The organism is Phenylobacterium sp. (assembly GCF_031360265.1).
GTDB lineage: Bacteria > Pseudomonadota > Alphaproteobacteria > Caulobacterales > Caulobacteraceae > Phenylobacterium.
Map to the genome: position 1 here is coordinate 13,124 of NZ_JANMBF010000102.1, position 17,735 is coordinate 30,858.

19 protein-coding genes and 1 other RNA gene are annotated in these 17,735 nt (G+C 68.2%); 5 read left to right on the plus strand and 15 right to left on the minus strand.

The genetic code is table 11. The features are described 5' to 3' along the window. Positions 1-42: 42 nt before the first annotated feature. The gene (gene ctrA / locus RMN86_RS09015) at positions 43-744 is read right to left on the minus strand and encodes a response regulator transcription factor CtrA (RefSeq protein ID WP_309605504.1); all 702 of its coding nucleotides are present in this window, start codon (positions 742-744) and stop codon (positions 43-45) included. 334 nt (positions 745-1,078) lie between these two features. Between ctrA and fliI the strand changes: the two genes are divergently transcribed. Both fliI and RMN86_RS09025 read left to right on the plus strand, forming a co-directional pair. Continuing rightward, positions 1,079-2,413, plus strand: coding sequence for a flagellar protein export ATPase FliI (fliI, locus tag RMN86_RS09020; protein WP_309605505.1), 1,335 nt, complete (start codon positions 1,079-1,081; stop codon positions 2,411-2,413). After that, positions 2,410-2,832 (plus strand): flagellar export protein FliJ, encoded by a 423-nt coding sequence (locus RMN86_RS09025; protein ID WP_309605506.1) that lies wholly within the window; start codon positions 2,410-2,412, stop codon positions 2,830-2,832. Before fliI ends, RMN86_RS09025 begins: the two co-directional genes overlap by 4 nt. 25 nt (positions 2,833-2,857) lie before the next feature. Here RMN86_RS09025 and RMN86_RS09030 read toward each other — a convergent pair whose 3' ends face one another. The 12 genes from RMN86_RS09030 to ssrA all read right to left on the minus strand — a co-directional run bounded on the left by RMN86_RS09030 (position 2,858) and on the right by ssrA (position 15,139). Further along, positions 2,858-3,229: a DUF4282 domain-containing protein gene (locus tag RMN86_RS09030; protein ID WP_309605507.1), complete on the minus strand. Its 372-nt coding sequence runs from the start codon at positions 3,227-3,229 to the stop codon at positions 2,858-2,860. 105 nt (positions 3,230-3,334) lie between these two features. Continuing rightward, positions 3,335-5,425 (minus strand): flagellar biosynthesis protein FlhA, encoded by a 2,091-nt coding sequence (flhA, locus tag RMN86_RS09035; RefSeq protein WP_309605508.1) that lies wholly within the window; start codon positions 5,423-5,425, stop codon positions 3,335-3,337. Positions 5,426-5,440: 15 nt separating this feature from the next. Beyond that, entirely contained in the window at positions 5,441-6,811 is a 1,371-nt protein-coding gene (locus RMN86_RS09040; protein ID WP_309605509.1) for a sigma-54 dependent transcriptional regulator, read from the minus strand. 26 nt (positions 6,812-6,837) lie between these two features. Then, on the minus strand, positions 6,838-7,215 hold the full coding sequence (gene fliN / locus RMN86_RS09045; protein ID WP_309605510.1) for a flagellar motor switch protein FliN: 378 nt from the start codon (positions 7,213-7,215) through the stop codon (positions 6,838-6,840). Positions 7,216-7,218: 3 nt separating this feature from the next. Then, positions 7,219-7,929: a flagellar assembly protein FliH gene (locus RMN86_RS09050; RefSeq protein ID WP_309605511.1), complete on the minus strand. Its 711-nt coding sequence runs from the start codon at positions 7,927-7,929 to the stop codon at positions 7,219-7,221. Further along, positions 7,929-8,963, minus strand: a complete 1,035-nt coding sequence (gene fliG / locus RMN86_RS09055) for a flagellar motor switch protein FliG (RefSeq protein WP_309605512.1) — start codon at positions 8,961-8,963, stop codon at positions 7,929-7,931. Before fliG ends, RMN86_RS09050 begins: the two co-directional genes overlap by 1 nt. Then, the gene (gene fliF / locus RMN86_RS09060; RefSeq protein WP_309605513.1) at positions 8,960-10,615 is read right to left on the minus strand and encodes a flagellar basal-body MS-ring/collar protein FliF; all 1,656 of its coding nucleotides are present in this window, start codon (positions 10,613-10,615) and stop codon (positions 8,960-8,962) included. Before fliF ends, fliG begins: the two co-directional genes overlap by 4 nt. Before the next feature lie 121 nt (positions 10,616-10,736). Next, a complete protein-coding gene (locus RMN86_RS09065; protein WP_309605514.1) occupies positions 10,737-12,845 on the minus strand; it encodes a serine hydrolase domain-containing protein in 2,109 nt (702 codons plus the stop codon). An 84-nt stretch (positions 12,846-12,929) separates the two neighbouring features. Beyond that, entirely contained in the window at positions 12,930-13,706 is a 777-nt protein-coding gene (locus RMN86_RS09070) for a C13 family peptidase (RefSeq protein ID WP_309605515.1), read from the minus strand. Between the two features lie 5 nt (positions 13,707-13,711). Continuing rightward, positions 13,712-14,197: a PaaI family thioesterase gene (locus tag RMN86_RS09075; protein WP_309605516.1), complete on the minus strand. Its 486-nt coding sequence runs from the start codon at positions 14,195-14,197 to the stop codon at positions 13,712-13,714. Positions 14,198-14,207: 10 nt separating this feature from the next. Then, positions 14,208-14,696 carry a ClpXP protease specificity-enhancing factor SspB gene (locus tag RMN86_RS09080; RefSeq protein WP_309605517.1) on the minus strand — a complete coding sequence of 163 codons (489 nt, stop codon included), beginning with the start codon at positions 14,694-14,696 and terminating at the stop codon, positions 14,208-14,210. 83 nt (positions 14,697-14,779) lie between these two features. Further along, positions 14,780-15,139: a transfer-messenger RNA gene (gene ssrA / locus RMN86_RS09085) on the minus strand. A 124-nt stretch (positions 15,140-15,263) separates the two neighbouring features. Here ssrA and RMN86_RS09090 point away from each other — a divergent pair. Beyond that, positions 15,264-15,842, plus strand: coding sequence for a septation protein IspZ (locus tag RMN86_RS09090; protein WP_309605518.1), 579 nt, complete (start codon positions 15,264-15,266; stop codon positions 15,840-15,842). Here RMN86_RS09090 and ilvN read toward each other — a convergent pair. Next, complete coding sequence (ilvN, locus tag RMN86_RS09095) at positions 15,839-16,387, minus strand: acetolactate synthase small subunit (RefSeq protein WP_309605519.1); 549 nt, start codon at positions 16,385-16,387, stop codon at positions 15,839-15,841. The genes RMN86_RS09090 and ilvN overlap by 4 nt on opposite strands. 87 nt (positions 16,388-16,474) lie before the next feature. Between ilvN and RMN86_RS09100 the strand changes: the two genes are divergently transcribed. After that, positions 16,475-16,834 carry a nuclear transport factor 2 family protein gene (locus RMN86_RS09100; protein WP_309605520.1) on the plus strand — a complete coding sequence of 120 codons (360 nt, stop codon included), beginning with the start codon at positions 16,475-16,477 and terminating at the stop codon, positions 16,832-16,834. On the opposite strand, the gene RMN86_RS09105 is transcribed toward RMN86_RS09100, so the two are convergent. Continuing rightward, positions 16,819-17,340 (minus strand): DUF4262 domain-containing protein, encoded by a 522-nt coding sequence (locus RMN86_RS09105; RefSeq protein ID WP_309605521.1) that lies wholly within the window; start codon positions 17,338-17,340, stop codon positions 16,819-16,821. The genes RMN86_RS09100 and RMN86_RS09105 overlap by 16 nt on opposite strands. An 85-nt stretch (positions 17,341-17,425) precedes the next feature. Here RMN86_RS09105 and RMN86_RS09110 point away from each other — a divergent pair, with 85 nt between their 5' ends. Continuing rightward, positions 17,426-17,722, plus strand: coding sequence for a DUF6665 family protein (locus RMN86_RS09110; RefSeq protein ID WP_309605522.1), 297 nt, complete (start codon positions 17,426-17,428; stop codon positions 17,720-17,722). Positions 17,723-17,735: the final 13 nt, after the last annotated feature.

Sequence of the window (17,735 nt, forward strand, 5' to 3'; positions counted from 1 at the left end):
GGTGAGGGCGGGCGTCTCGGGTCGGATTGGAGCGGGAAGGCCTTAGGCGGCGACCGAGGCCACGGCTTCCTGCGGATCGCGCAGCACATAGCCGCGACCCCAGACGGTTTCGATGTGGTGCTTGCCGTCGGCGGCGGCGGCCAGCTTCTTGCGCAGCTTGCAGATGAACACGTCGATGATCTTCAGTTCCGGCTCGTCCATGCCCCCATAGAGGTGGTTGAGGAACATTTCCTTGGTCAGCGTCGTGCCCTTGCGCAGCGAGAGCAGCTCCAGCATCTGATATTCCTTGCCGGTCAGGTGCACGCGCAGGCCGCCGACCTCGACGGTCTTGGCGTCCAGGTTGACGAGGATCTCGCCGGTCCGGATCACCGACTGGGCATGGCCCTTGGAGCGGCGGACCACGGCGTGGATGCGGGCGACCAGCTCGTCCTTGTGGAACGGCTTGGTCATGTAGTCGTCGGCGCCGCCGGAGAAGGTCTTCACCTTGGTGTCGATTTCGGCCGAGCCGGAGAGGATCATGATCGGGGTGTTGATCTTGCCGACCCTAAGGGTGCGCAGCACGTCCATGCCGCTCATGTCCGGAAGGTTGAGGTCCAGCAGGATCAGGTCGTAGTCGTAGATCTTGCCCAGATCGACGCCCTCTTCACCCAGGTCGGTCGTATAGACATTGAAGCCTTCGGACTTGAGCATCAGTTCGATGCTTTGCGCCGTTGCGCTATCGTCTTCGATCAACAGTACGCGCATCAACGTCTCCCCGTGCGTCCCGGCAGGTCCCGCGAATTGTCGAAATCCGCCTGCGCTATCAGTTAACTTGCCGGTCAGTTAATTTAAGACTGGTTAATGGATCGTGGCCGGCTCGGGAGAATCGTTAGTCTGATTTCGGAATCCGACTCAAGCGCTGCCAGACCCATGGGGAGTCCCGAGGGCGTTGAATCTTTCGTGATTGGACAAGGGGCGCGAAAGGGATGCGCGCCGCGACCCGCAAGCACCGCCGCCGAACCCCTGACTTCGCCGCAATCTTCACCCCCCCTTAAGGCCGCGCGCGAGACTCTGTCGCCCTGATTTCGGGGGTGCGTTTGTGAAGAGCCTGACAGCCGCGATCGAACGGCTCGATCCCTTGACCGTGGCCGGCCGCGTGGCCGCCGTGAACGGCCTCCTGATTGAGGCGCGCGGCGGACTGACCCGTCTGGCGGTGGGGGCTCGCGCCGAGATCGTGCGTTATGGCGAAAAGCCGCTGTCGGCCGAGGTGGTCGGCTTCCGCGACACCCGTGCGCTGTTGATGCCGTTCGGTCCGGTGGAGGGGGTCGCGCCCGGCGCGGAGATCCGCATCGAGCCGCTGGGTTCGGCGGTGCGCCCGACGCGGGCCTGGCTGGGCCGGGTGGTCGACGCCTTCGGGCAGCCGATCGACGGCAAGGGTCCGCTGCCCCAGGGCGCGGCGGCCTATCCGCTGCGCGCCGCCCCGCCCTCGGCCCATGCCCGGGCCCGTGTCGGAGAGCGGCTGGACCTGGGGGTGCGGGCGATGAACGTCTTCGCCACCTGCTGCCGCGGCCAGCGCCTGGGCGTGTTCGCCGGCTCGGGTGTCGGCAAGTCGGTGCTGCTGTCGATGCTGGCCAAGAACGCCGACTGCGACGCCGTCGTGGTCGGCCTGATCGGGGAGCGGGGCCGCGAGGTCCGCGAGTTCATCGAGGAGACCCTGGGCGAGGAGGGGCTGAAGCGCGCCATCGTCGTGGTCGCCACCTCCGACGAACCGGCGCTGAAACGCCGGCAGGCCGCCTACATGACCATGGCCATCGCGGAATTCCTGCGCGACCAGGATATGGAGGTCCTGTGCCTGATGGACTCGGTGACCCGCTTCGCCATGGCCCAGCGCGAGATCGGCCTGGCCGCCGGCGAGCCGCCGACCACCAAGGGCTATACGCCGACCGTCTTTACCGAATTGCCGAAGCTCCTGGAACGCGCCGGCCCCGGTCCGATCCGGCCGGACGGCACCAAGGCGGGTCCGATCACCGGCATCTTCACGGTGCTGGTGGACGGCGACGACCACAACGAGCCGATCGCCGACGCCGTGCGCGGCATTCTCGACGGCCACATCGTCATGGAGCGGGCCATCGCCGAGCGGGGGCGCTTTCCAGCGATAAACGTCCTCAAGTCCATCAGCAGGACCATGCCAGGCTGTCACGGCCCGCTCGAGCGGGAGATCGTGAAATCCGCGCGCCAGGCGCTGTCGGCCTACGCCAACATGGAGGAGCTGATCCGCATCGGCGCCTATCGTTCAGGCGCCGACCCACAGGTCGACCGGGCGATCCTGCTCAATCCCGACCTGGAGGCGTTCCTGGCCCAGGACAAGGACGAGGTCACCAGCCTCGAGGCCAGCTTCGAGCGGCTCGACGGCATACTGGCGAGCGCCGCATGAGCTGGTCGCAGTCCCTCGTCAAGCTGGCCACCTATGAGGTGGAGACCCGCCAGACCCGGCTGGCCGAGATCGCCGGCCGCCTGGCCGACGCCCGGATGCGGCTGGCGCTGTTGCACGCGGAGGGTGAGGCGGAGGCGCTGCGCGCGCGGGAGGACGCCGCGGCGGCCTGGTATCTGGTCGGCTACGGCGCCGGCCTGCGTCTGCGAAAGGCCGCCGTGCGGGCACAGATCGACGCCATAGAGGTCGAGGAACTGGGCGCGCGCGACGCGCTTTCCCAGGCGTTCGAGGAGCAGAAGAAGTACGAACACGTGGTCGAGGCGGCGCGGGTGGTGGCGGCGAAGGAAATCCGCCGCCGCGAGAACGCCGAGCTCGACGAAGTCGGCATGCAGGCCGCCCGCCGCAACACCAACGTGGCGTAAGACCGGTCAGCCTAGGACAGTTGGCCTACGACTGGGGCCCGCCCACCCGTTTGCGCTCGGCTTCCATGTCGGCGCGCAGGACGCCCAGGTCTTCGCTGATCTTGAAGATCGCCACGTAGAATTCACAGAACGAGCGCCACAGCAGCACCAGTGCGCCCATCACCAGGAAGCCCCCCACCACCACCGGAATGGCCAGCAGCAGGCCGAAGGGGAAGGGGTCGCGGATCGCCACGCCCACCGCGGCGCCAATGGTGCCGAAGGCGCCCAGCGCGATCAGCGCCAGCCCGGCCCAATAGATCAGGTGGATCACCTGGCCGGTCATCAGGTGTTCGAAGGTGAGCAGGTCCCACAAGACGGCGGAGCCCTGGCCGTTCGGTCTGTTGAGAGGTCGCCGCATCCGTTTCCTAGGGGCTTTCGCGGGGGTCTCGCCGCCCGATCCCGAACCGCTATCAGCCCGGACCGGCGCCTGCAACGGCGCAGAGCCCTGACCGTGGGGCGGGGCTCAGATCGCGCCGACGGTCTTCAGGCGGGCGCGCGGGTGGACCTCGTTCTGGCTCATCACCGGGGTCTGGCCGCGGAAGCGTTCGATGATCGAGCGGACATAGGGGCGGATGGCGGGGCTGGTCAGCAGCACCGGGGTATCGCCGGCCAGGGCGGCGCGCTCGAAGGTCTCGCGGACGCCCTGCACGAAGTCCTGCAGCCGCGACGGCGCCAGAGCCAGCTGCCGGTCGTCGCCCTGGCCCACCAGGGCCTCGGCGAAGGCGTTCTCCCATTCCGGCGTCAGGGTGACGATCGGCAGGGCGCCATCGTCACCGCGATGGGCGAACGAGAGTTGGCGCGCCAGCCGGCTGCGCACCTGTTCGACCAGCATGCTGACGGAAGCGGTGTGGGGCGCCGCCTCGCCGATGCCCTCCAGGATCGCCGGCAGGTCGCGGATCGACACCCGCTCGCGCAGCAGGGCCTGCAGCACCCGCTGGATCGTCGTGGCGCTGACCACCGACGGGATCAGGTCATCGACCAGTTTCTTCTGCTCCGGCGGCAGGTCCTTCAGGAGCTTCTGCACCTCCGAATAGGACAACAGATCCGGCATGTTCTCCTTGAGGATCTCGGTCAGGTGGGTGGTCAGCACGGTGGCCGGATCGACGATGGTGTAGCCGCGGAAGGTGGCCTCCTCGCGCAGGCTGTCATCGACCCAGGTGGCGGGCAGGCCGAACGCGGGCTCGCGGACGTGTTCGCCGGGCAACTCCACCTGGCCCCCGCGCGGGTCCATGGCCATCATGCTGCCCAGCCGCACCTCGCCGGAGCCGGCCTCCATCTCCTTGATGCGGATGCAATAGCCCTGGCTGGGCAGGCGCATGTTGTCGAGGATGCGCACCGACGGCATGACGAAGCCGAAGTCGCCGGCCAGCGTGCGGCGCAGCGCCTTGATCTGGTCGGTGAGCCGGCGGCCCTCCAGGTCGTTGATCAGGCCCAGCAGGCCATAGCCCAGCTCGATCTTGATCTCGTCGATCGCCAGGGTCTGGGCGATCGGTTCTTCCTGATCGTCCGCCAGGGGGGCGATCTCGACCGGCGGCGGCTGCAGCGCTTTCTGCGAGCGGCGCCAGGCCAGGGTCCCGGCGCCGATGGAAATCGCGGCGAACGGCGCCAGCGGCATGCCGGGGATCAGGGCGATCACCCCGGCGGCGGCGGAGACCATGCCGAGCGCCACCGGATTCATGGCCAGCTGGGTGACCAGCGCCTTGTCGGCGGACCCCTCGACGCCGGACTTGGAGACCAGGAAGCCCGCGGCGATGGAGATGATCAGCGCCGGGATCTGGCCGACCAGGCCGTCGCCGATGGTCATGATGGTGTAGGTCGAGGCCGCCTGGCCGAGCGGGAGTTTGTGCTGGATCACCCCGATCAGGATGCCGCCGATGATGTTGATGGCGACGATGATCAGCCCGGCCACCGCGTCGCCGCGCACGAACTTGGACGCGCCGTCCATGGCCCCGAAGAAGGTGGACTCCTGCTCCAGCTCCTTGCGGCGCTTCTTGGCCTCCGCCTCGTCGATCAGGCCCGACGACAGGTCGGCGTCGATGGCCATCTGCTTGCCGGGCATGGAGTCCAGGGTGAAGCGGGCCGCCACCTCGGCGATGCGGCCGGAACCCTTGGTGATGACCACGAAATTGACGATCACCAGGATGGCGAAGACGATCACGCCGATGACGAAGCTGCCGCCCATCATCAGCTTGCCGAACGCCTCGATGATGTGGCCGGCGCCATGCACCCCCTCGTGGCCATGGCCGAGGATCAGCCGGGTCGAGGCGATGTTCAGCGACAGCCGGTAGAGGGTGGTGACCAGGAGCACCATGGGAAAGCCGGTGAACTCCAGCGGCTTCTTGATCAGCACCGCGGTCATCAGGATCAGCACCGCGCTGGTGATTGAAATCGCCAGCAGCATGTCGAGCAGGAAGGCCGGGATCGGCAGGATCAGCAGGACGACGATGCCGACCACGCCGACGGCCAGGCCCACCTCGCCCCGCGCCACCCAGCCCAGCATCTCGCGGGCGGTGGGCGCCTGTCCGAGACGCGATGGAAGCGAAGCGTCAGCCATCTCTGTCAGGCGCCGCTAGGCCGCATTGGCCGCGGCCCCCTGCGGCAACGGCACCGGGACGCCGGCCTCGGTATATTCCTTGAGCTTGTTGCGCAGCGTGCGGATCGAGATGCCCAGGATGTTGGCGGCGTGGGTGCGGTTGCCCAGGCAGTGCTCCAGGGTGTCGAGGATCAGCTGCTGTTCCATGGCCGAGACGGTCTGGCCGACGAAGTCGCGCGTGGCGCTCTCGGCGGCGAAGGAGGCGGCCTGGGCGGCGCGCGCGTGCGGATCGGCCGCGGCGAAGGGCTGGCCGTCGGGCAGGCGGATAGCGGCTTCCTCGATCTCGCCGCCGGAGGCCAGCAGCACCGCGCGGTGCATGGCGTTTTCCAACTCTCGGACGTTGCCGGGCCAGCGGTGACCGGCCAGGCGGCGGCGGGCCTCCGCCGACAGCGGACGTTCCGGCGCGCCATTGGCGGCGGCGTACTTGCGGACGAAGAACTCGGCCAGGGCCAGTACGTCGCCAGGCCGTTCGCGCAGCGGCGGCAGGCGCAGGTTCACGACATTGAGACGATAGAGCAGGTCCTCGCGGAAGGTCCCGTCCTTCACGGCCTGGACCAGGTCGCGGTTGGAGGTGGCCAGGATGCGGATGTCGATCTTCACCGGCTTGGCGCCGCCGACCCGATCGATCTCGCGTTCCTGCACCGCGCGCAGCAGCTTGGCCTGCAGGCGTCCGTCCATCTCGCTGATTTCGTCGAGCAGCAGGGTGCCGCCGTTGGCCTCCTCGAACTTGCCGATGCGGCGGGCCACCGCGCCGGTGAACGCGCCCTTCTCGTGACCGAACAGCTCGCTTTCCAGCAGGTTCTCGGGGATGGCGGCGCAGTTGACCGAGATGAACGGCCGTCCGGCGCGGCGCGACTTCTGGTGCACGTAGCGGGCGATCACCTCCTTGCCGACGCCGCTTTCGCCGGTAATCAGGATCGAGGCGTCGGACGGGGCGATCTGGTCGGCCATGGCGATCACCGCCTGCATCGCCGGATCCCGCACCACCATCGGGCGATTGTCGTCGGCGACGGCGGCCAGCACCGCGGCGATCAGCTGGGCGTCCGGCGGCAGGGGAATGAATTCCTTGGCCCCGGCGCGGATCGCCCCGGCCGCGCCCGCCGCGTCGGCCCCGACGCCGCAGGCCACCACCGGCACCCGGATCCGTTCGGCCTCGTTGGCGGCGATGAGGGCGGCGATATCGAGCTGGTAGTCGACCATCATCAGGTCAGCCCCTTGCCCGGCCCTGAGCGCATGGGTGGCCGCCGCGATGGTCTCGACGTGGCTCACCTTGGCTCCGGCGCTCATCGCCATTTTCACGGCGGTTGAGAGCTGTCCGTTCAGTTGTCCGACGACCAGAAGTCGCATCGATAGTCTCCCTCGAACGGCGGGCGTCAGCCCTGGCCGTCGCCGTCCTTGATGATTTCAGTCATGGTGACGCCGAGCCGTTCATCGACGACGACGACCTCGCCGCGGGCCACCAGGCGGTTGTTCACATAGATGTCGATCGCCTCGCCCACCTTGCGGTCGAGCTCGAGCACGCTGCCCTGGCCCAGTTGCAGAAGCTGGGCGACAGAGAGACTGGCGCGGCCGAGCACGGCGGAGATGTTCACCGGCACATCGAAGACAGTCGCCAGGTCGGTGGCGGTCTTGGCCTCGTCTTCGCTCGGCGCGTCCGGCAGCGGACCTTCGCCGGCGGCGAATTCGTCGAGCTTCAACGCGGCTCCCCCTTCGGGCGCGTGGGGGGTTTCAAGGTCGGGCGTTTCGGACATGATCTAGCCTTCCGAGCTCTGAGCGTCGGTGGGGGCTTTCTCAGCCCCGGGAATCAGCGGTTCGGCATGCAGGCCCTCGGCGGCCAGCGCCGCCTGCAGAGCCTGGGCGACACGCTCGGCGGCGGCCTGGGGATCGAAGCTCGCCGAGCCGTCGCCGAAATCGAGGATGAAGGCGTGGGGGGCCAGCCTCGGATCGTCGCGCACGATGATCGCCCCGGGATAGCCGACGCGCTGGGCGGTCTCTTCGAGCACCCCTTGCAGGCCCGCCGTCAGCTCGGCGTCGGCGGTCACCAGCAGCCGCGGGGCGGCCTCGATCTCCCGGGCCAGGGCTTCCAGCGCGGCGCGCACCGGGGCCTGGGGGAAGGCGTCGAGCGCCGCCGCGGCGATGGCGCGCGCGCAAGCCAGCGACAGGTCCGCCGACCCGACCCGATGCAGATGGGCGACCTCCGCCAGCCTGGACAGCGCCTGCTGGCTGGTCTGGGCGATGACGTCCAAGGCGTCGGCCTGGCGCCGCGCGACGCCGGCCAGCGCCTGGGCCTCGCCCTGGGCGTACGCGGCGCGGCGGATCGCCTCGACCTCGTCAGCGCTAAAGTTGCGCCTTGGACGCGGGGCGGCGGGAACGATCTCGCCGGTGGCCTCGAACACGGTGTCGAAGCCGAACCTTTCGTGGGCGGCGGCCTGCGGTGGGGCCAGGGCGCTGGAAATGGGAGCCATCAGTAGACCAGCTCGTCGTCGTCGCCGCCGGCCCCGACCAGGACGATCTCGCCCTTGTTGGCCAGGTCCTTGGCGACCTGCACCATGGCCATCTGCGCCTGCTCGACCTCGCGCAGGCGCACCGGACCCATGCTTTCCATGTCATCGCGCATGATCTTGGCGGCGCGCTCGCTCATGTTGGAGAAGAACATCTCGCGCAGGGCGTCAGAGGCGCCCTTGAGGCCCAGCGCCAGCTGGTCCTTCTCGACCGTCCGCAACAGGGTCTGGACGCCGCCGGGATCCAGCTTGGAGAGATCCTCGAAGACAAACATCAGGGCGCGGATGCGCTCGGCCGCCTCGCGGTTGCGCTCCTCCAGGGCGGTGATGAAGCGGGTCTCGGTCTGGCGGTCGAAGGCGTTGAAGATGTCAGCCATCATCTCATGGCTGTCGCGCTTGGAGGTGCGCGCCAGGTTGGACATGAATTCGGTGCGCAGGGTCTGCTCGATCTTGTCGAGAATGTCGCGCTGCACCGGCTCCATGCGCAACATGCGGGTGACGCATTCCAGTGCGAAGTCCTCGGGCAGCGAGGTCAGCACACGTGCGGCGTGGTCGGACTTGATCTTGGACAGCACGACGGCGACCGTCTGCGGATATTCGTTCTTCAGATAGTTGGCGAGCACGGCCTCGTTCACATTGCCGAGCTTGTCCCACATGGTGCGACCCGCGGGACCGCGGATGTCCTCCATCAGGCTGTCGACCTTGTCGCTGGGCATGATCGAGGCGAGCAGCCGCTGGGTCAGCTCGACCGAGCCGGTGATATTGCCGCCGCCCATGCCGGAGACGAATTCCACCAGCAGGTCCTCGACCACTCCGGAGGTGACCTGGCCCAGCCCGGCCATGGCCTGGGAGATGACCTTGATCTCTTCTTCGTCGAGCTGTTTCCAGACGCCCGAATGATCCTCGCCCAGCGCCAGCAGCACCACGGCGGCCTTCTCCGGCCCACTCAGCTTGGAGGCGTCCGAGATGCCCTTGGATTTGGGAGACCGGGCGTTCATGCGGACTCATGCAGCCAGCTGCGGATGATCGAGACCGACTCCTCGGGGTGCTTGTCGACGAACTCCGAGACCCGTTTCACCGAGCTTGCTTTGACCTGACCCTCGATGCGGGCGATGTCGATCTTCTGCTCAAGCTCGGCCGAGCCCGGGGCGGGCAGCGCCATCTGCTGGCCGGTCACCGGATCGATGGCGATCTGCATCGGCTGCCCGTCAGGGCTCATGGTGAGCTGGGCGACAGCGCGGCCGCCGCCGCCCGCCCCGCCGCCGCCGCTCAGGGCGCCGCGCAGCAGCGGGCGGACGATGAACAGCATCATCAGGATCGCCACGATGGCCATCACGCCGATCTCGGCGGCGCGCATGATGTCGTTCTTGTCGAAGCCCATCAGCGGGCTGGCGGCGTTGACCCCGTCGGGATCCTCCGCCGTGGGGAAGCGGACGTTGACCACGGTCACGAGGTCGCCGCGGGCCTGGTCGTAGCCGACGGCGGTTCGCACCAGCTGCTCGATCTGGGCCATCTCCGCGGCGGAACGGGCGGTATAGGCGCCGGGCTTGCCGGGCTTGCCCTTGGCGCCGGGGGTGGACGGGGCCGTCATGCCGTCGACGGCGACCGCCACGGCGATCTTCTTGATCGCCCCCGGCTCGCGCACCTCGGTGGTTGTGGTCTTGGTGATCTCATAGTTGGTGGTGGATTCCTGCTTGCCGCTGGCGTTTCCACCCTCGGCGCCGCCGATCGCCTGGCCTCCCGGGATGTTGGCCGCGGCCGAGGCCTGGCCGGACTGGGCCTGGGCTTCCTTGGAATTCTCGTCGGTGGTGGTCTCCGAGCGAACCACTTGGCCGTCCGGGTCGAAGCTCTCCTTCTGGGTGGTGACGTGGGCCAGGTCGACGTCGGCGGTGACGTTGACGCGGGCCTTGCCGGCGCCGACGATGCCCTCGACCAGGGTCTTCACCTGTTTGGAGATGCGCTGTTCCACCTCGCTCTTGCGGCCGTCGGCCTCGGCGGCGATGCCGGTGTCGCCGCCGGACAGGGTCTTGGCGTGCTGGTCGATCACGGTCACCCGGTCGGGCTTCAGGTTGGGGACCGCGCCGGCCACCAGGTTCTGCATGGCCCGGACCTGGTCGGGGCCGGGCTCGCGCCCGCCCACGCCGACTGTCACCGACGCGGAGGGCTGGTCGGCCTCTTCTTCGAACAACTGCCGCTTGGGAAGCACCAGATGGACCCGCGCGGCGGTGATGCCGTCCAGGCTGAGGATCGTGCGGCCAAGCTCGCCTTCCAGCGCCCGCTGACGGTTCAGCTGCTGGACGAAATCGGTCTGGCCCATGGCGCTGGCGTTGTCGAAGATCTCGTAGCCCACCGACGCCGCGGTCGGCAGGCCCTTGGACGACAGCATCAACCGGGTCGAGGCCACCTGGTCGCGGGGCACGAGGATTGTCGAGCCGTCGCCCTTGACCTCGTACTTGATGTTTCCCTGGTCGAGCGCCTGGGTGATCGTGCCGGCTTCCTTCAGGTCGAGGTTGGAATAGAGCAGGGCCTTGGGCTGCCCGAGGCCCGAGCTGACGAAGAACAGCGCCGCGGCGACGCCCGCGCCGATCCCCAGGATCGCGGCCAGGCGGCCGATCCCAAATCTCTGAAGCGCGGCCAGAATCTGGTTCAACGCCGACGTCCTTCCGCAGACCACGCATGGCGGACGCGCACATTTCGCCCCCCGCTAGGCAGGATTTACCCAGTGCTTGGTAAACGCGGAGTTTAGATGCGGGCCAGCTTGAGCTTGCCGGTCAGCCGCTCCAGGGGCTGAGCGCGCCCCACAGCGCCAACACCACCGAAAAGGCCGCGTAGATCAGCACCGTGACGCTGAAATAGACCTTCCGCAGGTGCGTCCAGGAATCCACCCGGCGCCCACCGCGCGAGATGGCGGGCAGGGCCAGCAGGGTAATCACGGTCAGGCACGCCGCCACCAGGGCCGAGGCCGAGGCGATGACCAGCAGGGCTCCGGGCCAGCGGTACATCACCAGGGCGATGTCGTCGGTCTTTGACGTCCACAGGCCGAACAGCGCCAGGGCGAGCAGCCAGAGCACGGCCTGGATGTTCTGCACCAGGCTGGCGCGGGACTGAATCTGATTCTCACGGAACTCGCGGCGATTGCGCACCGCGACCCCGCCGAGGGTCGCCAGGGCCGCGGCGGCCGTCAGCCCGGCCAGCAGCCCCAGCGCGGCGGGCTGCTTCCAGACGGGCGCGCGTTCGAAGAGCTGGGTTCCGCTGGCCGTGCGCAGGGCGGTGGCGCGCCCGTCGGCCATGTCGAACGCGATCCGTCCCGCGCCTTGCGTGGCGATGAACCGCGCGTCGTCCAGCCGTCCCTCGGGAACCCAGGTATGGGTCTGGTCGCCATCGTCGGTGACCAGCCGCCCATCGCGTGTGACGTCGGCGCGGAGGCCGCCGTGCAGTTGGGTCAGGAACCCTTCGAGGCCGGAATAGGCGCGGCGGGTCGACAGAAAATAGCCGGCGAAGTCACTCCGGCGCCGGGCCAGGTCCGGCGAGCCGGATCGCGGAAAGACCTGCGGCGCAGCATAGAAATACTGCACCAGCTGATCGGGCAGGCGCTCGACCAGCGGCCGGCCGGTGTCGGTGTTGGTGGCGATGAAGACACCCAGGCCCAGGTCCGGCGCGATCACCATGTTGGACATGAAGGATTGGGTCGCCCCGCCGTGCCCGTAGCCGCGGTGACCGCCGGACAGGTCGGAGACCATGAAGCCATGGGCCCAGCCGTTGATGCCCGTCGGGGTCTTCCGCAGCGGCTCGCGGAAGGCCCGGGCCGCCAGGGCCCCATAGACCGTGGCCCCGCCGTACTGGCCGTCGCCCAGTTGCATCAGCATGTAGCGCGCCATGTCGCCGGCGGTGCTTGAGGCCGCGCCGGCCGGGGCGATCTGGCCGATGAATTCGTAGTCTCGTCGCTCGAACCCCACCGGCGTCCAGCGGTAGCCGTCGGCGATATCGGGAACGAGGGCGGCCGGCATGGGCCCGGGCAGGCCCCGGCGCACGCCGTGCGCCTCGCGAAACGTGGTGTGGGCCATGCCCAGCGGCAGCAGGATTTCGTCCTCGATCAGCCGCTCGAAGGGCCGTCCGGAAGTGTAGGTCACCGCCTCGCCGGCCAGCGCCGCGCCATAGTTCGAATAGCTGGCGACGGCGCCGGGCGCATGCACCCGCCTGGGCCGCTCCTGGCGCAGATACAGGTCGAGCGGGCGCACCCGGTCGTAGTTGCGTTCGAAGAGCTGCCCCAACGCGCGGTCCTCGAAGCCGGCGGAATGATCCATCAGGTTGGCGACCCGCACCGGCTGGTCATAGCCCTGGTCCCTCACCTGCACCTTTTCCGGCAGATACAGGTTCACCGGCTGGTTGAGCCGCATCCGGCCGGCCTCGACCTCCTTCATCACCGCGATCCAGGTGAAGGTCTTGGAGATCGATCCGATGCGGAACAGCGTGCGATCCGGATCGACCGCGCGCCGCGGGGCCAGGCCCGCGAAGCCATAGCCCTTGTTGAAGACCATCTGGCCGTTCTGGACGATCGAGACCGCGGCGCCGGCGATGTGCTCGCGGGCCATGGCGTCCTTCATCAGGCCATCGACGAACGCCTCGAGTTCGAGAGGCGGCATGGGTTGGCCGGGCGACAGCCGGGCGCCCGGCGCGGCGGGGTTCGGGGCGGTCAGGGCGGAAGGCCCCGGGGGCCGCGCCGCGAGCGTCGCCGCGGCGACGGCGGGCGCGGACCGGGCAGGCGCGGATTGGCCAGGCGCGGATTGGCCAGGCGCCGGCGGCTCATCCTGGGCGACGCCGAAGGCGGGGGCGAGCGACAGCGCCAGAGCGGCGGCGGCGGCGTAGAGGATGGAGCGCATAGGACTACCCAGGCCGAGCAAGGCGCTCACCCGCTTGTAGGGCGCCGCGGCGGTTCATTCCAAGGCCCGCCGAGGGGCGCACTTCTAGTTCTGCTTGGGGACCGGCGCGGCCAGGGAATAGAGCGGCAGCAGGGGTTTCAGCTGCGGGCCGATGAACAGCTGAGGCTCCGACGGCGGCTTCATGCCCTCCTTGGTCTCGCGGGTGGCGACGCAGCCCTGCACCGTTCGACCCAGCACCGCGAAATCCGTGGCTCCCGGCAGCGATTCCAGGATGCACTGGTCGAAATAGGGATATTTGTCAGCCTCGCCACAACCGAAAGAACTGCGATCGGGCCGCGCGGCGGTCAGCACCATGCGGTTGGCGCCGGCGAGCGCCGGCACGAAGACCCCGGAAAAGCAGGCCGACACGATCACCACGGTCGGGCGCTTGCCACAGGTGGTGTCCAGCATCCTGGCCAGCACCCCGGGCGGCAGGAACTGCTGGTCGATGACCACGCCCTGGGGCGCCCCATGCGAGCTGAAATAGACCAGGCAACCGCCGGTCGCCCGCGCCGTCAGCTCGGCCAGCGCGTTGTAGATCGCCTGCGGCGCCGACTTCTCCGGGTTGGGGTTCTTGTAGTGGTCCGGCCGCACTGAGAATTCCCGCAGGTTCGCGCGCTCGAATCCGGCGCGCTCAAAGGCTAGCGAGACGTCGCGCCGCGCGTTGTCGAAGGCTTCCGAAGGGCCGCCGGAGTGGGCGTGCCAGTCCCCGGCGACGATCACGGCGGTCCAGTCGCTGAAGGCCCCATCCGCCGCGGCCGGCGCGGCCCCGACCAGGCACAGGGCGCAGATCAGCCAGGCCAGGCGCGCCAGCCGCCGCATCGCGCTTAGGTCTTGTAGGTCTGGAACGGCGTCGGGATCGCCGTGCCCGTGGCCTTGGCCAGCAGCTTGCCGTCGGCGTCGTAAATCTCGCCCTCGGTGAAGGCCACCTTGCGCCCCCACTTGGCCACCCGCCCGACGCCGCGCAGGGTTCCGGGCAGGGCGGGACGGAAGAAGCTGGTCTTCATTTCCAGCGTCGGCGCCACGGCCGTCATCCCAGACGCCACCATGCAGGCGACGCTCATACACTCGTCCAGCATGGCGCAGAGATAGCCGCCTTGGATCTGCTTCATCGGGTTCAGCAGCAACTCGGCCCGGGCCTCGAAGGCGACCTCGACGGTCATGGTCGCCTGGCTCACCGAGACCATGCGGAAGCCGAGGGTCTGCGAACCCGTGGGCTGGTTGCGGGTGCGCTGGAAGCGCGCCAGGATGGCCTCGTCGGTGAGCGGCTCAGGCGTCTGGGCCTGCGGCGCCGGGGTCGCGGTCTCGCTCATGCGGGGCGGCTCATTTCTTGCGGAACTGGTCGAGGGAGACGATCTTGGCCTCGCCGTCGGCCGCCGGCGCCTCGGCTTGCGGGGCGACCTTGGCCTGCGGCTCGGCGGTCTTGTCGTCCGCGGCGGCCGGAGGCTCGAACTGCAGCAGGAACTGCACGCTGGGATCGTAGAAGCGGGTGACGGCGGCGTAGGGCACGCTCAGCCGCTTGGGCTGGCCACCAAACTGCAGGGTGATCGAAAAGAAGGTCTCGCCCGGCGCCAGGTCCCAATACTGGTGCTGCAGCACGATGGTCATCTCGTCGGGATATTTGCCCAGCAGGTCGATCGGGCCGGAGACCCCCGGCGCCTCGGTCTTGAAGGTGACGTAGAAGTGGTGCGCGCCGGGCAGGCCTTGGGGCTCGGCGGCGCGCTTCAGCGCGGCCTTGACCACCCCACGCAGCGCGTCCTGGGCCATCGCCTCATAGTGCATCAAGTCCTGGGCCGGCGGGTCCTGGGCCATGGGGTCTCCGAGCGAACGCGTGCTGCAAAGGTAGCGCCTGCGCCGCCATGTGCAAGGCAGCGCTGACAGGGACATCGGAGTTAGGTGGAGGGCTTCTGTTGGCAGGCGCCCTCCGGGCCCCGCCTAGGGATCTGAACCCCTAGGGCTTAGGTTGAGAACCGTCGAACCGCTTACGCGGCCAGGCGGAGTTCTCCAGCGAAGTTATCGTTCGCAGTTAGTTTAAAACCCGGAACGGTGGGTCAGGCCGAGAGAAAGCAACACCTTTAGACGTCTGTCGATGCTGATCGGCCCCATGGTCCCAGGCGATACCCGAAGGACGAATGGTGGAGCCGCCGGGAATCGCACCCGGGTCCAGTCCGCTTATTGCGTGCGCGTTTATCTCCATAGTCAGAGCAAGCCCTGACCCGGCCAATATAGGCCCTGGGGGTTAAGAACTGAAGCGCCGTCTGTTGGCGAAGCGCCGGCGGCGGGGCGTTTTGCGTCAATCGCCAGGACGGGTTCGTCAGCGGGGGGCGTCGAGCCGCCGCTCGCTAGGCTCCGAGCATTGGATTTCCCTGGAATTTTCCCATGAACAACCTGCTCGCCGCGGTCCGTCCGCTGGTCTCCGACTTCTTTCCGACGATCATCTTCGCCGTGCTGATTGCCATGAAGGTCGATGTGCGCGCCGCCACCGGCGCGGCGCTGGTGATTGGCATCGCCCAGGTGGCGCTGCAGCGCTATCTGAAGCGCAAGGTCGACCAGCTGCAATGGGCTTCGCTGGGCCTGGTCGTGGTGTTCGGAACGCTGGGTCTGGTGACCAACGATCCGCGCTTCCTGATGGCCAAGCCGACGATCATCTACACCGCCATCGGCGCCGTGATGTTGAAGCGCGGCTGGATGCTGCGCTACCTTCCGCCCATCGCCAGGGGGCGCGCCGAACCGATGATGGTCGCGTTCGGCTATGTCTGGGCGGGGCTGATGTTCGCCACCGCTTTGGCCAACCTCGCGGTCGCCGTGCTGGCGCCTGACAAATGGCCGGCATTCATCGCGGTTGTGCCGCTGGCCTCGAAGATCGCGCTGTTCGCGGTGCAGTACCTCACGATCCGCGTCTTCGTGCGGCGGCGCGTGCTGGCGGACATGGCCGCCGGCGGAGCGCAGACCGCCTAGAGAACCTCGACGCCACGCTGGATCGACAGCACGCCCGTGCGGGAGACCTCCACCAGGCCCAGCGGCCGCATCAGGTCGGTGAACTTGTCGATCTTGGACGGCGCGCCGGTGAGTTCGAAGACGAAGCTCTGGTGGGTGGTGTCGATGACCTTGGCGCGGAAAATATCGGCGACGCGCAGGGCCTCGACCCGGTCGGGGCCGGTCCCCGCGACCTTCACCAGGGCCAGCTCGCGTTCCAGGCCGTTGGGGTCGCGGGTGACGTCCTGGACGTGGCGCGTGGAGACCATCTTCTGCAGCTGGGCCTCGATCTGGCCCAGCACGTGCAGCGTGCCGCGGGTGACGATGGTCACGCGCGAGGTGTGGGCCTTGCGGTCGGTCTCGGCGACCGTCAGGCTCTCGATGTTGTAGCCGCGCGCCGCGAACAGGCCGACCAGGCGGTGCAGCACTCCAGGTTCGTTGTCCACCAGCACGGCGAAGGTCGCCAGGCTTTCGGCTTCCTCCTTGTGGGCGAGGTCATAGACGGAGGCGGGCTGGACGTCGGTCATGGCGGTCTTATAGCCTCGTCGCCGGCTGCTGCCAGCACGCTGTCATGAAGTGGGGGTAGTGTCGGGGCTCCCGCAGGAGAAGAGGCCATGAGCACTCAAGACATCGCCAACGATCTGGTCGCGCTGTGCCGGCAGGGCAAGTTCGCCGAGAGCGGCGAGAAATACTGGGCCCACGACGTGCTCAGCGTCGAGCCCATGGGCGACAGTCCCGAGAGCCGCGGCATCGACGCCGCGCGCGGCAAGGGCGCGTGGTGGCAGGCCAACCACGACATCCACGGCGTTGAGGTCGAAGGGCCCTACGTCAACGGCGACCAGTTTGTGGTCCGCTTCAGGATGGACGTGACCCCCAAGGCCAGCGGCCAGCGGATGACCATGGACGAGATGGGCGTCTATACCGTTCGCGGCGGCAAGATCGCCGAGGAACGGTTCTTCTACGCCGCATCGTAGAGGGCGCGCTGTCGCGGGCGAAGCCTCTCGTCGTAGCCGGCCTCCCACGGCAGTCGGCCATCAGCGTCGCTGAGCACCAACTGATAAGCTTCGAAATCCTCGGCGGAAGAATTCATCATGGCGTCGATGGTGACGGAGATCCCCAGCCAGGGTTCTTCGTCATCCACGAAGCGGCCGGGATGCACCTTGCGCCAGACGAACCGTCCTGGCTCTTCGGGCTTCCAGGGCTTCCCATCAGCAAGGACGGTCTCACCTGCGGTGAGCTGGCGGAAGACTTCTTGGAATACCCCGTCCGCTGAGCGCCGGGGAAGGTCGAAAACAACGATTTCGGGCGAGCCTAAGGAACTGCGGAATCCAATAGTGTAGGCCCAGGTCGGCGCGGTGGAGTAGTCGCCGACATAGATGCCGGTCCATCCATCGCATCGAACGCGTTGGGCCAGATCACGCTTTCTCCAGGCGTCCCATAGCCGCTTGAACATGTTGTCCTCCAGCTTCAAATGGAACATTTAAGGAACATCGATTGTCGGTCAACCGCAAAGCTTGCGCCGCCGCCGAGCCGCGCCAACATGGCAGGCCATGTCCTCGCTCCGCATGCCCCAGTCCCTGCTGAACCGCCTCGGGTCCGACACCGCCGAGGCGGCGCTTCGCCATGAGCTGATGGAGGAACAGGCCGCCGCGCTGGGCCGGATGGGCCGCAAGGCCGAGGCCGCGCTGCTGGCGCTGAAGGCTCACGAGGGCGAGGGCCGCGCCCAGGCGCTGAGGGCCGCGGCCGACGCGGTCTGGTGCTTTCTCGTGCAGCGCGAGGTGTTGGGCCTGCGCGACCGCGCCGCGGTGGTCGCCCATTACGACATCCCGCGCGAAGTCATGGTGCGGCTGGGCGCGCGCTGAGCCTTCGCGAAAT

Coding starts and splice junctions, on each gene's coding strand:
- RMN86_RS09110 (WP_309605522.1), top strand. CDS start 17,426: ATGCCCCAGTCCCTGCTGAACCGCCTCGGGTCCGACACCGCCGAGGCG.
- ilvN (WP_309605519.1), bottom strand. CDS start 16,387: ATGACCGACGTCCAGCCCGCCTCCGTCTATGACCTCGCCCACAAGGAG.
- RMN86_RS09090 (WP_309605518.1), top strand. CDS start 15,264: ATGAACAACCTGCTCGCCGCGGTCCGTCCGCTGGTCTCCGACTTCTTT.
- RMN86_RS09100 (WP_309605520.1), top strand. CDS start 16,475: ATGAGCACTCAAGACATCGCCAACGATCTGGTCGCGCTGTGCCGGCAG.
- RMN86_RS09065 (WP_309605514.1), bottom strand. CDS start 12,845: ATGCGCTCCATCCTCTACGCCGCCGCCGCCGCTCTGGCGCTGTCGCTC.
- fliN (WP_309605510.1), bottom strand. CDS start 7,215: ATGTCCGAAACGCCCGACCTTGAAACCCCCCACGCGCCCGAAGGGGGA.
- flhA (WP_309605508.1), bottom strand. CDS start 5,425: ATGGCTGACGCTTCGCTTCCATCGCGTCTCGGACAGGCGCCCACCGCC.
- RMN86_RS09070 (WP_309605515.1), bottom strand. CDS start 13,706: ATGCGGCGGCTGGCGCGCCTGGCCTGGCTGATCTGCGCCCTGTGCCTG.
- RMN86_RS09075 (WP_309605516.1), bottom strand. CDS start 14,197: ATGAGCGAGACCGCGACCCCGGCGCCGCAGGCCCAGACGCCTGAGCCG.
- RMN86_RS09105 (WP_309605521.1), bottom strand. CDS start 17,340: ATGTTCCATTTGAAGCTGGAGGACAACATGTTCAAGCGGCTATGGGAC.
- ctrA (WP_309605504.1), bottom strand. CDS start 744: ATGCGCGTACTGTTGATCGAAGACGATAGCGCAACGGCGCAAAGCATC.
- RMN86_RS09025 (WP_309605506.1), top strand. CDS start 2,410: ATGAGCTGGTCGCAGTCCCTCGTCAAGCTGGCCACCTATGAGGTGGAG.
- RMN86_RS09080 (WP_309605517.1), bottom strand. CDS start 14,696: ATGGCCCAGGACCCGCCGGCCCAGGACTTGATGCACTATGAGGCGATG.
- RMN86_RS09040 (WP_309605509.1), bottom strand. CDS start 6,811: ATGCGACTTCTGGTCGTCGGACAACTGAACGGACAGCTCTCAACCGCC.
- RMN86_RS09030 (WP_309605507.1), bottom strand. CDS start 3,229: ATGCGGCGACCTCTCAACAGACCGAACGGCCAGGGCTCCGCCGTCTTG.
- fliG (WP_309605512.1), bottom strand. CDS start 8,963: ATGAACGCCCGGTCTCCCAAATCCAAGGGCATCTCGGACGCCTCCAAG.
- RMN86_RS09050 (WP_309605511.1), bottom strand. CDS start 7,929: ATGGCTCCCATTTCCAGCGCCCTGGCCCCACCGCAGGCCGCCGCCCAC.